Raw genomic sequence first — 12,357 nt, forward strand, 5'->3', positions numbered from 1 at the left:
GCCGAGGTCGACCCGCGTCACCCGCGGTCACCGTGCTCGCCCGGGGGGCGGGTGCCGGGGTGCCGCACGGGGTCGGCTGGGCGCGGCTGTGCCGGCTCGTCAGCGAGGTGCACCTCACGGGTGAGCGCGGCGAGGCCGTCGCGACCGCGGCGATGATCGCCCGGCACGCCGCGGCCCCCGGGGCTGACGAGCCGGCCCCGCTGCTCGTCCTGCTCGGCCCGACCTCCGACGTCGGCGCCGCGCTGCTCGCCCGACGTCCCGACGTGGCCCGCGAGCGGCTGCAGGCCTGGCAGCGGGTGCTGCCGGCCGGGGCGCTCGCCATCGAGGTCGTCGACCACGGCGGACCGCCCGGCACCCCCGCGTCGACCGGGCACGCCGCCCACCTGCTCGGGCTCGCTGACGCCTGCGGGGTCCCGGCCGTGCTCACCGCGGCAGTGCGTCATCTCCACCCGCACGACGCGACGACCGCCGACGTCCTCGACGCGACCCGACGACTCGTCGTCCTCGACGCCCGGCACCTCGACCGGGTGACGACCGCCGGGCACCTCGCCGACGACGCGACGATGGTCGAGCACGCCCACCGGGTGGCGAGCGTGCTCGGTGGCGGTGCGGGCGGCTTCGCCTGCGCGAGTCCCCGGCAGCGGGCCGCGGCGCTGCTCGAGGCGACGGTGCGCACGGCGGTGGAGTGCGCGCTCGACGACCGCAAGGACCTCGGCATCGGGCGGGTCCACCTGCCCGAGGCGAGTGTGCTCGGGCTGCCCCCCGACGCGGACCCGCAGGTGGTGCTCGCGCAGCGCTGCCGGGCCGCGATCGGCGCGCGCTACCCCGATGCGTCGCCGGCGGTGCTGCGGCAGGTCGAGGAGCGTCTGGCCGACGAGCTCGACGTCGTCGAGGCGCTGGGCTACCCGACCTACTTCCTCACCGTCGCCGAGGTCGTCGACCTCATCACCGGCGCGGGGGTGCGGGTCGCCGCCCGTGGCTCCGGCGCCGGCAGCCTGATCAACCACCTGCTCGGCATCAGCGCGATCGACCCGATCCGGCACGACCTGCTCATGGAGCGTTTTTGCTCGCCGCTACGGGCCGAGCTGCCCGACATCGACATCGACGTCGAGTCGGCCCGCCGCACCGAGATGTACGAGCTGATCCTCCAGCGCTTCGGCCGCGACCGGGTGACCTGCGTGTCGATGATGGACACCTACAAGGCACGGCACGCGATCCGCGACGTCGGCGCCGCGCTCGGGGTGCCCCCGGCCGAGGTCGACGAGATCGCCAAGGCCTTCCCGCACATCCGGGCCAAGGACGTGCGCTCGGCGATGGCCGAGCTGCCCGAGCTGCGCACCCGCAGCCTCGACGGCGGACGCCTGACGACGCTCTTCGACCTCGTCGAGCGGCTCGACGGGCTGCCCCGGCACATCGCCCTGCACCCGTGCGGGGTCGTCCTGTCCGATGGCGGGCTGCTCGACCGCACCCCGGTCGAGTCGAGCTGGCTGGGCTTCCCGATGAGCCAGTTCGACAAGGACGACGTCGAGGCGCTCGGGCTGCTCAAGCTCGACGTCCTCGGCATCCGGATGCAGTCGGCGATGGCGCACGCCGTCGGCGAGGTCGAGCGGGTCACGGGGGAGCGGGTCGACCTCGACGACCGCTCCGACGTGCCGCTCGACGACCCGGCGACCTTCGCGATGATCCGCACGACGCGCACGCTCGGGTGCTTCCAGATCGAGAGCCCGGGGCAGCGCGAGCTCATCGGCAAGCTCGCGCCGAGCGTCTTCGACGACCTGATCATCGACATCTCGCTCTTCCGCCCCGGCCCGGTGAAGTCCGACATGATCCGCCCCTTCCTCGAGGCGCGGCACGGGTGGAGCCGGCCGCAGTTCCTCCACGACCGGCTCGTGCCCGCGCTCGCCGAGACCGAGGGGGTCGTCGTCTTCCACGAGCAGATGCTGCGGATCATCGCCGAGACGACCGGCGCGACCCTCGCCCAGGCCGACGAGGTGCGCCGCACGATGGGCAGCCCCGACGGGCAGGCGCGCATCGAGGCGTGGTGGCGTCCGGCGGCGGCCGCGCGCGGGTACCCGCCGGAGGACGTCGACCGCATCTGGGCGGTGCTCGCGGCCTTCGCGTCCTTCGGCTTCTGCAAGGCGCACGCGGCTGCCTTCGCCATGCCGACCTACCAGTCGGCCTGGCTCAAGGCGCACCATCCCGCGGCCTTCCTCGCCGGCGTGCTCACCCACGACCCGGGCATGTACCCCAAGCGGCTGCTCCTCGAGGAGGCCCGGTCGCTCGGCATCACGGTCCTCGGCGTCGACGTCAACGCGAGCACGGGGGAGTACCGCGTCGAGCGCGCCCCCCGTCCCCGGTCGGGCACCGGACGATCCCGACCTGCCCGACGGGTCGCCGTGGGCGATCCGGCTCTCGCTGGCCGACGTCAAGGGCATGAGCGAAGGGGAGGTCGCCCGCGTCGTCGCCGGGGCCCCTTCGACTCGCTCGCCGATTTTTGGCAGCGGGCGCAGGTGAGCCGGCCGGTCGTCGAGCGGCTCGTCCTCGTCGGGGCCTTCGACGCGGTGCACGGCACCGGCGCCGACCGGGCCGGGCCGGGGCTCGGCAGCCGCGGGCGGCTCACCCGGCGGGATCTGCTGCTGCATGTCGCCGAGCTCGACCGGTGGTCGCGGGCGAGCGCGGGTCGGTCACGCGGCGCGCGGGGCCGGGGTACCGGTGGCCTGGGTGCGCGGGGACGGTCGTCCGAGGCGCGGCCTGGGCGGCCGGACGGCCGGGCGCCCAGCAGGTGCGCACGGGCACGACGACCACGCCGGTCGCGAGCCAGTTGACCCTCGACCTCGGCGACTCCCCGGAGCTCGGCGAAGGCGTCGGTCTGCCCGAGATGAGCATCCCCGACCAGGTGAGCGCCGAGCTGGAGATCCTCGGGCTCGACGCCTCGCGGCACGTCATGGACTTCTACGCGCCGATGCTCGAGGCGCTCGGGGTGACCCGCAGCGCGGACCTGCTCTCGGTGCGCAGCGGTGCCCAGATCCTCGCTGCGGGGGTCAAGGTCGCGACCCAGACCCCACCGATCCGCTCCGGGCGTCGGGTCGTCTTCCTCACCGTCGACGACGCGACCGGGCCGGTCGACGCGACCTTCTTCGAGGACGTGCAGGGGCCCTACGCGGCGACGATCTTCCACTCCTGGCTGCTCCTCGTGCGCGGCACGATCCGGCGCGCGGGGCCGCGCGGGGTCTCGGTGCTCGCCTCCGGCGCGTGGGAGCTGTCGACGCTGTGGGAGGCATGGCAGCGCGGCGGCATCACCGCCGTGCACGCCGCGCTCGACGAGGCCGACGAGCTCGCCCGGGCCCGTGATGCCGCGCACCAGCAGCCGGCCGGGCACCGGGTGCTCGTCCACGCTTCGGGCTTCCGGCAGTCGCCGTGGGCCGACACCCGACCGGCGGGCACCGGTGTCGAGCCCCCGCGCAAGCTGTGGCACTCCTCGCCCGGCAGCTCCGGCCACTGAGGGGGGCGAGGCCGGCCGGGGCGGCCCCCTTCGCCTCGGTCAAAGACACCGCGCGTGCCGGGAGACGCGACGTGTCTTTGACAGAGAGGAGTCAGGGCGGGGGATGTCTCGCACGAACCGTGCGACGGTAGGTGAATGCCCCACACGGATGACGCGACGCTGACCACGGTCCTGGACCTCGAGCGCGAGCTGCAGTCGCCGCAGACGCGGGCCGATGCCGGGCGTCTGCGCGACCTCATCGCCCCGGACTTCGAGGAGGTCGGGGCGTCCGGCCGGGTGTGGGACCGCGACTCGATCCTTGCGATGCTCGAGTCGGAGTCCGCGGGCCCCGACTCGCCGACCATCGAGATCGACGACCTGCGAGCCCGGACCATCGCACCAGGCGTCGTCCGGGTCTCATGGACGTCGGCCCAAGGGGAGCGCCGCGCGCGACGCACGTCGATCTGGTGCGAACGGGATGGAGGCTGGCGCCAGGTCCATCACCAGGGGACTCTCCTGACCTGACGGGGCGGGGAGGCCGAAGGGGGTGTCACCCCCGCCGACTAGGGTTGGAGGCATGAACGACGAGCGAGCGTGGCGCCGTGGCGGCAGCGGGGTCGAGGGCAATGTCCGGACCGCCGCGATCTGGACCCAGGTGCGCGCGCTCAGCGAGTCCCGTCAGCGTGAGCTCTCCCGGCCGCTGCGGGTCCTCGACCTCGGCGGCGGCACGGGTGGGCTGGCCGTCGCGCTCGCAGAGCAGGGCCACACCGTCACCGTCGTCGACCCCAGCCCCGACGCGCTCGCCTCGATGAGTCGCCGGGTCGCCGAGTCGCCGGCCGCCGAGCGGATCACCGCCGTGCAGGGCGACGCCGACACCCTCGCCGGCATCGCCCCGCCCGGCACCGTCGACCTGCTCTCCTGCCACGGCACCCTCGAGTACGTCGACGATCCCGAGGCCACCCTCGCCCGCATCGCCGAGGTCCTCGCCCCCGGTGGGCACCTCTCGCTCGTCACCGCGCAGCGCGTCGCCGCCGTCATCTCGCGAGCCCTCGCCGGGCGCTTCGACCAGGCGACCACTGCCCTCACCAGCCCTGACGGACGGTGGGGCGAAGAGGACCCCGTGCCGCGCCGCTTCGACCGGGCCGCCCTGACCGAGATGCTCACCCGGGCTGGCTTCACGACCCTCGAGACACGTGGGGTGCGCATCTTCAGCGATGTCGTGCCGAGCACCTTCGTCGACACCGAGGCCGAGCGCCGGGCGCTACTGGCCCTCGAGGAGCTCGCCTCCGCCGACGCCGGTCGCACCGGTCTGTCGGCGCTCGGTGGCGCCGTCCACCTCATCGCCCGCCGCGACTGACCGCTCATGAGCCGGCGTCAGTACCGGCCCCCACCGCGGGCCGGCCAGGGCCCCCCGGATGACACCGGGTGCACGATCCTGCACGTCGACATGGACGCCTTCTTCGCGTCCGCCTCCCTCATCGCCCACCCCGAGCTCGTCGGCACCCCCGTCATCATCGGCGGCGGCAACCGCGGCGTCGTGCTCTCCGCGACCTACGAGGCCCGGGCCTTCGGGGTCACCTCGGCCATGCCGATGGGCCGTGCCCGGCGGCTGTGCCCGCAGGCGACCGTCCTGCCGCCCGAGCACGAGCTCTACTCGCGGATCAGCGCGGCGATCATGGCGACCTTCGCCGACATCACCCCCTTCGTCGAGCCGCTGAGCAGCGACGAGGCCTTCCTCGACGTCGCCGGCGCGGTGCGCCTCATGGGCTCGCCGGCGACGATCGCACAGCGCATCCGGGACACCGTCGCCGACGAGCAGGGCATCACCTGCTCCGTCGGCGTCGCGAGCACGAAGTTCGTCGCCAAGCTCGCCTCCGGCCTGGCCAAGCCCGACGGGCTGCTCGTCATCCCCGCGGACGAGGTCGTCACCTTCGTCCAGCAGCTGCCCGTCGGGGCCCTGTGGGGAGTCGGCGACAAGACCGAGGAGGCGCTCGCCCGCCTCGGGCTGAAGACCGTCTCCGACATCGCCCACACCCCCCCGCGCCACCCTGGTCCGTGCGCTCGGCGAGGCGACCGGCAACCACCTGCACGACCTCGCCTGGGGGAGGGACCCGCGGTCCGTCGAGCCGGTGCGCCGTGAGCGCTCCATCGGCAACGAGCGCACCTTCGACCACGACGTCGACGACCCCGAGGTCGTCCACCGCACCCTGCTCGCGCTCGCGGACAAGGCGGCCTCCCGGTTGCGGGCCGCCGGCCTCGTCGGGCGGACGGTGAGCATCAAGGTGCGCTTCGCCGACTTCACGACGATCAGCCGCTCCCGCTCCCTTCGCGATGCCACCGACGTCTCCCGCGACATCGCGGCGCTGGCCCGTGAGCTCTACGACGCCCTCGGCCTGCAGCGGGCCAGGGTGCGGCTCGTCGGGGTGCGCGTCGAGCAGCTCTCCGAGGCCTCGTCCACGCCGGTGCAGGTGGCGCTCGACGAGCCCGAGCACGGCTGGCGGGAGGCTGACCGCGCGGTCGACCGCGCGAGCGCGCGCTTCGGGGCGGGCAGCGTGCGCCCGGCCAGCCTGCTCGGTGACCGGGGCCGAGCGGGACGCCGGCCTACCGCAGGCCGCGGCCGCGACCTAGACTGAGGAGACCACGGCGGTCCTTTCGCCGTGGGGACCCGCGGGCACCGCCCGCACGAGACCAGGTTCGTAGGGAGGTCACCGTGGCGCTGTCAGAGCGCGAGCGGCAGATGCTCGAGGAGATGGAAGAGGCCATCCGGGCCGAAGACCCTCGCTTTGCCTCGCAGATGAAGGGGACGCACTCCGGTCATGACCGGCGCCGTGTCGCCATCGGCGTCATCGGCGCCATCGTCGGGCTCGGCCTGGTGCTGCTCGGCATCAACACCACCCTGTGGATCGGCGTCGCCGGCTTCGCCCTCATCGTCGCCTCGGTCGCGGTCGCCGTCACCCCCGGTGGCGGCAGCGAGGGCATCGGCGGTCTCGGACTCGTCGGGGACGACGGCACGGTCCGCCCGGCCCGTCAGCGCAAGACGAAGGGGGCCAAGGCGCGCGCGTCTGCCCGGTCCGGCACCTTCATGCAGCGGCTCGAGCAGCGCTGGGAGGAGCGCCGCAGCAAGGGTCAGGGCTGGTAGTCCTTCGCGACGGCCGCGGGCAGATGTCCGGGGTCGTCAGTGGGCGATGATGCCCACGGTCCACGTGACCGCGATGATGAGCGCCGCGGACAGCTCGATGCCCATGCTGTGCAGGACACCGCGCAGCGCGGCCTTCGTCGCCTGCCAGGCGCGGTCGAGATCGCGGAAGCGGACGTACTCGGCGGCGAAGACCCCGAGGACGAAGCCGACCGGGAGGCCGACGACCGGGATGACGAAGAAGCCGATGATCGCGCCCACGACGCCCAGGGTGAGCGTCAGACCGCCGACACCGTCGCGCTTCATGCGCCGCCCCGGGATGAGGAACTGCAGCAGTAGCGTCACCGCGTAGATCACCGCGACGATGCCGAAGGTCACCCAGGCCGTCGTGCCGCCCGTGAAGCCGGCCCACACGAGGACGGCGGCGACGCAGAGCAGGAGACCCGGCAGGACCGGGATGACGATGCCGAGGACACCGATGACGAAGATGACGATGCCGACCGCCAGAGCGATCGACGTCGGGTCGTGGGTGGCCTCGGCGGCCAAGGTCAGCATGCGGCGGTGCCGCTCAGCGCTCGTCGACGGAAGCTCGGGCCGGGCGCTCTCGCCACGCGTGCAGACCGTGGACTCCCGCGGTGGTCGTCTGCGGGCAAGGGCGTTATCAAGGTGGCGTTCACGTGAGGCCTCATCTCATGCACATGGCGTGGACATGCGAGCCCACTGTCAACCTGCCACAGACGTCCCGCGTAGCAGCCTGTGCGCACGGAGTCCCGAACGAGCTCAGGAGTGCTCAGCGACATACTTTTGCATGCGCTCGAGTATGGTCGCGCGGTACGGAATGGCCTGCGCGAAATTCAGCGGCGTCGCCCCGAGCTTCGACGGCGTCTCGAAATCGAGTGTCACCGGCTGCCTGAACCACAGATCGTAGATGGGCTCGAGGTCCTCGTCGGTGAACTTCATGCGAAGCACCTCGCAGAAGACCAGTCCACCGCGTGGGCTGACGGCGTTGACATCGGCCCCGAGCGCGATCAGTTGTTCAGCGATCGCGAGGTCCTTCGCGATGTCGTGCTCGACCTGCCCGAACAGCACGTGCAGCTCCGTATAGCCCTCCGAGTTCGGTGGCCCCAGGTGCGTGCCGTGGTCGAGCAGCCACTGAGTGGTCGCGTAGCGCGACTCGAGGTCCGTGTTGCCCAGAGCCGCCATCAGCAGGCTCTTGCCGTCAGCGCGAGGCGCGCCAAGGCCAGCGCCCTCGGCCGCTGCGATGAACTCGGCAGTCGGCTTCATGCGTGCGATCAGGTCGAGTGCCTTCATTCGAAACGGGGTCCTTCGGTCAGGTCAGGCATCTCCGGAGGGTCGTGGATCGGTCCCGCTCAGCGCTCGTCGACGGGAGCTGAGGCCGGGGTGCCTTCGTCGAGGCTGGCCGACTCGTCGTCGATCTCGGCGAGGTCCTTCAGCGCCGGGATGTGCTCACGCCCGTGGTGGGCGCAGAAGAGCAGTTCGCCCCCGGCGTGGAGCCGAGCGCGCACGTAGGCCTTGGCTCCGCAGCGGTCGCAGCGGTCGGCTGCGGTCAGGGGGCTGGCCAGAGTCGCGTTCACGTGGTGCCTCATTTCATGCGTCGTTCCGTGGACGTCCGAGACAACAGTCAAACACGCCGATCCCTTCCCGACCTGCACCCGCGGGGTCGTGGCGTGACCGAGGGCACAGGAGTCCGGGCCTGCGACACCACCGAGGTGCAGCCTCCCGGGCGGTGTCGGCGGCGCGGACTACCCTGCGAGACGTCCACCTCCGACCGACGACAAGGCAGGCTCCCTTCGTGCCTCCGGCTGCCAGCACCGCCAAGAAGACCGCGAGCAGCAAGACCGCGCAGGACTACACCGCGCACCACCTGCAGGTCCTCGAGGGGCTCGAGGCCGTCCGCAAGCGGCCGGGCATGTACATCGGCTCGACCGACCAGCGCGGCCTCATGCACTGCATGTGGGAGATCATCGACAACGCGGTCGACGAGGCCCTCGGCGGCCACGGTGACCGGATCGAGGTCCTCCTGCACGCCGACGGCTCGGTCGAGGTCCGGGACAACGGTCGTGGCATCCCGGTCGACATCGAGCCGCGCACCGGTCTGACCGGCGTCGAGGTCGTCTACACCAAGCTGCACGCCGGCGGGAAGTTCGGCGGCGGATCGTACACGGCCTCCGGTGGACTGCACGGCGTCGGCGCCTCGGTCGTCAACGCGCTCTCCTCGCGCCTGGACGTCGAGGTCGATCGCGCCGGCAAGACCTATGCCATGAGCTTCCGCCGTGGGGAGCCCGGCACCTTCTCCGACGTCGCCGGTGCGAAGGGGGCGAAGTCCCCGGACAACGACTTCAGCCCGTACGACAAGGGCAGCGAGCTCGAGGTCGTCGGCAAGGCCAAGCGCGGGGTCACCGGCACCCGGGTGCGCTACTGGGCCGACCCCCAGATCTTCCTCAAGGGTGCCGACATCGACCGCGAGGCCCTGGCCGCGCGCGCCCGCCAGACCTCCTTCCTCGTGCCGGGGCTGACGATCGTCGTGCGCGACGAGCGCGGTGACGAGGCGATCGAGGAGGTCTTCCACCACGAGGGCGGCATCAGCGAGTTCGTCGACTACCTCGCGCCCGATGCGCCGGTCACCGACGTGTGGCGGCTCGAGGGCACGGGCACCTTCACCGAGACGGTGCCGGTCCTCGACGCCAAGGGGCACATGACCCCGACCGAGGTCGAGCGTGAGTGCGGGGTCGACATCGCCCTGCGGTGGGGCACCGGCTACGACGCCAAGGTCTCCTCCTTCGTCAACATCATCTCGACGCCGAAGGGCGGAACCCACGTCTCCGGCTTCGAGCAGGCCCTGCTCAAGGTCTTCCGCAAGCAGCTCGAGGTCAATGCCCGCAAGCTCAAGGTCGGCAACGACAAGGTCGACAAGGACGACGTGCTCGCCGGACTGACCGCGGTCGTGACCGTGCGCCTGGCCGAGCCGCAGTTCGAGGGGCAGACCAAGGAGGTGCTCGGGACCAATGCCGTGCGCTCGATCGTCAGCAAGGTCGTCGAGACCGAGCTGACCAGCCTGCTCACCTCGACCAAGCGGGCCGAGAAGCAGATGGCCGGTCAGCTGCTCGAAAAGGTCGTCGCCGAGATGAAGTCGCGCATCTCCGCGCGGCTGCACAAGGAGACCCAGCGCCGCAAGAACGCCCTCGAGACCTCGTCCCTGCCGCCGAAGCTGCGCGACTGCCGCAGCAGCGACGTCGAGGCCACGGAGCTCTTCATCGTCGAGGGCGACTCGGCGATGGGCACGGCCAAGGAGGCGCGCAACAGCGAGTTCCAGGCCCTGCTGCCCATCCGCGGCAAGATCCTCAACGTGCAGAAGGCCGCGGTCGGCGACATGCTCAAGAACGCCGAGTGCGCCTCGATCATCCAGGTCATCGGGGCCGGCTCCGGCCGCAGCTTCGACGTCGACGCCGCGCGGTACGGCAAGGTCATCATCATGACCGACGCCGATGTCGACGGCGCCCACATCCGCACGCTGCTGCTCACCCTCTTCTTCCGGTACATGCGTCCCCTCGTCGAGGCGGGCAAGGTCTTCGCGGCCGTGCCGCCGCTGCACCGCATCGAGGTCGTCAACCCGGGGTCGAAGAAGAACGAGCTGATCTACACCTACTCCGAGGCGGAGATGCGCAAGAAGCTCGCGTCGCTGACCTCACGGGGCAAGAACATCAAGCAGCCGATCCAGCGGTACAAGGGTCTGGGTGAGATGGATGCCGACCAGCTCGCCGAGACGACGATGGACCCACGCCACCGGATGCTGCGCCGGGTGACGACCGAGGACCTTGAGATCGCCGAGCAGGTCTTCGAACTGCTCATGGGCAAGGACGTCGACCCCCGTCGCGACTTCATCGTCTCGTCGGCCGATCAGCTCGACCGGGAGCGCATCGACGCCTGACCTGTGACGGCACGTCACGATTGCGACGAAAGTTCGGCGCGTCGGCGCGTCAGTTGTTGCGCCGGTGCGTGGCGTGGGTCACGGTAAGGGGATTGGTGCGCACCAGCGCGCCCCGACCCAGGGAGGACACATGTCCGACGTCGCCACCTCGGACCATGCCGCAGGGGAGGAGCAGACCGAGCTCAAGCGGGTCATGGGGCCCAAGCTCCTGCTGCTCTTCATCGTGGGAGACATCCTCGGCACGGGGGTCTACGCGCTGACGGGTGACGTGGCGGCCGAGGTGGGCGGAGCGGCCTGGGCGCCCTTCCTCGCGGCCTTCATCGTCGCGACGATGACGGCCTTCTCCTACCTCGAGCTCGTGACGAAGTACCCCAAGGCCGGCGGCGCCGCGACCTTCATCCACAAGGCCTTTGGCGTTCACTTCCTCACCTTCATCGTGGCCTTCGCCGTCATGTGCTCCGGCATCACGTCTGCGTCGACGGCCTCCAACGCCTTCGCAGGCTTCCTGCGTGACGGGCTCGGCCTGGAGTGGGAGGCCGGCTCGACGCCGCTGCTCTTCGTCGCCCTCGCCTTCATGACCGTCATCGCGCTCATCAACCTGCGCGGTGTCGGCGAGTCGGTCAAGGCCAATGTCGTGCTCACGCTCGTCGAGCTCTCCGGCCTGCTGCTCATCATCTTCGTCGGCCTCTACGCGGTGACGCAGGGCAAGGCGGACTTCTCCCGCGCGATGGTCTTCGAGAGCCCGAGCGACAAGAGCACCTTCATTGCCATCTCCATGGCGACGGCGCTCGCCTTCTTCGCCATGGTCGGCTTCGAGGACTCGGTCAACATGGCCGAGGAGACCCACGAGCCGGCGAAGATCTTCCCCAAGGTCATGCTCAGCGGCTTGGCGATCACCGGTGTCATCTACGTCCTCGTCTCGATCACCGCGGTCGCCCTCGTGCCCGTCGGTGAGCTCGTCAGCGGGGAGCAGTCGGCGCTGACCCAGGTCGTCGCGACCGGCGCGCCGGGCCTGCCCTTCGACAAGATCTTCCCCTTCATCGGCATGTTCGCCGTGGCCAACTCGGCACTGATCAACATGCTCATGGCCTCGCGTCTCGTCTACGGCATGTCGCGCCAGGAGGTCCTGCCCCCCGGACTGGGCATCGTGCACAAGACGCGCCAGACGCCGTGGGTCGCGATCCTCTTCACGACCCTGATCTCCTACGGCCTGATCAGCTACGTCGTCCTGGGCAGCGGGTCGACCGTCGTCTCGCTCCTCGGTGGTACGACCTCGCTGCTGCTGCTGGCCGTCTTCACGATCGTCAACATCGCGGTCCTCGTGCTGCGCCGCGACGACGTCGGGCGGGAGCACTTCAAGACCCCGACCTTCCTGCCGATCGTCGCCGCACTGACCTGCGCCTTCCTCGTCGGCCCGTGGGCCCGCAACGAGGAGCAGCAGCAGCAGTACGAGATCGCCGGTGGCCTGCTGGCCCTCGGCGTCGTCCTCTGGGCGATCACCTGGTTCATCAACCGCGCGGTCTACGCCAAGAAGACCTACATGCGCGACCCGGAGCACATCGACCACGACTGAGCTCCGCAGCGCGAAGGGGGCGGCACCGGATCACCGGTGCCGCCCCCTTCGTCATGCGCATTTCCCTAGGGAAATACGGCGGGGGTGCACATTTCCCTAGGGAAATACGGCGGGGGTGCGTATTTCCCTAGGGAAATGTGGGTGAGGGTGGTGATTTCCCTAGGGAAATGTGGGTGAGGGTGGTGATTTCCCTAGGGAAACGCGCGGGTGGGGTGGTC

Annotated in this window: 10 protein-coding genes and 1 pseudogene; 8 read left to right on the forward strand and 3 right to left on the reverse strand. The window is 71.1% G+C overall.

The window, feature by feature from the left end; translation table 11 throughout:
• The 6 genes and pseudogenes from dnaE to B277_RS12845 form a co-directional block, all read left to right on the forward strand.
• The coding region (gene dnaE, locus B277_RS12820) for a DNA polymerase III subunit alpha (protein WP_051988052.1) at positions 1–2,825 on the forward strand (2,825 nt) is incomplete at its 5' end.
• Entirely contained in the window at positions 2,783–3,502 is a 720-nt protein-coding gene (locus B277_RS19200) for an OB-fold nucleic acid binding domain-containing protein (protein ID WP_238539406.1), read from the forward strand. The genes dnaE and B277_RS19200, both read left to right, overlap by 43 nt.
• A 135-nt stretch (positions 3,503–3,637) precedes the next feature.
• Positions 3,638–4,006, forward strand: a complete 369-nt coding sequence (locus tag B277_RS12830) for a nuclear transport factor 2 family protein (protein ID WP_007928908.1) — start codon at positions 3,638–3,640, stop codon at positions 4,004–4,006.
• 52 nt (positions 4,007–4,058) lie between these two features.
• A complete protein-coding gene (locus B277_RS12835) occupies positions 4,059–4,838 on the forward strand; it encodes a class I SAM-dependent methyltransferase (protein WP_007928909.1) in 780 nt (259 codons plus the stop codon).
• 6 nt (positions 4,839–4,844) lie between these two features.
• Positions 4,845–6,114: pseudogene (gene dinB / locus B277_RS12840) on the forward strand (DNA polymerase IV).
• Between the two features lie 77 nt (positions 6,115–6,191).
• Entirely contained in the window at positions 6,192–6,620 is a 429-nt protein-coding gene (locus B277_RS12845; RefSeq protein WP_007928910.1) for a DUF3040 domain-containing protein, read from the forward strand.
• A gap of 36 nt (positions 6,621–6,656) precedes the next feature.
• Here B277_RS12845 and B277_RS12850 read toward each other — a convergent pair whose 3' ends face one another.
• The 3 genes from B277_RS12850 to B277_RS12860 form a co-directional block, all read right to left on the reverse strand.
• Complete coding sequence (locus B277_RS12850; RefSeq protein ID WP_007928911.1) at positions 6,657–7,172, reverse strand: DUF456 domain-containing protein; 516 nt, start codon at positions 7,170–7,172, stop codon at positions 6,657–6,659.
• A 225-nt stretch (positions 7,173–7,397) separates the two neighbouring features.
• Positions 7,398–7,928 carry an ankyrin repeat domain-containing protein gene (locus B277_RS12855; RefSeq protein WP_007928912.1) on the reverse strand — a complete coding sequence of 177 codons (531 nt, stop codon included), beginning with the start codon at positions 7,926–7,928 and terminating at the stop codon, positions 7,398–7,400.
• A gap of 59 nt (positions 7,929–7,987) precedes the next feature.
• A complete protein-coding gene (locus B277_RS12860) occupies positions 7,988–8,212 on the reverse strand; it encodes a DUF7455 domain-containing protein (protein ID WP_007928913.1) in 225 nt (74 codons plus the stop codon).
• A gap of 218 nt (positions 8,213–8,430) precedes the next feature.
• Between B277_RS12860 and B277_RS12865 the strand changes: the two genes are divergently transcribed.
• Both B277_RS12865 and B277_RS12870 read left to right on the forward strand, forming a co-directional pair.
• Positions 8,431–10,566 carry a DNA gyrase/topoisomerase IV subunit B gene (locus B277_RS12865; RefSeq protein WP_007928914.1) on the forward strand — a complete coding sequence of 712 codons (2,136 nt, stop codon included), beginning with the start codon at positions 8,431–8,433 and terminating at the stop codon, positions 10,564–10,566.
• A gap of 130 nt (positions 10,567–10,696) precedes the next feature.
• Positions 10,697–12,139 (forward strand): APC family permease, encoded by a 1,443-nt coding sequence (locus B277_RS12870; protein ID WP_007928915.1) that lies wholly within the window; start codon positions 10,697–10,699, stop codon positions 12,137–12,139.
• Positions 12,140–12,357 lie beyond the last annotated feature (218 nt).

This window comes from Janibacter hoylei PVAS-1, from assembly GCF_000297495.1.
Lineage (GTDB): Bacteria > Actinomycetota > Actinomycetes > Actinomycetales > Dermatophilaceae > Janibacter > Janibacter hoylei.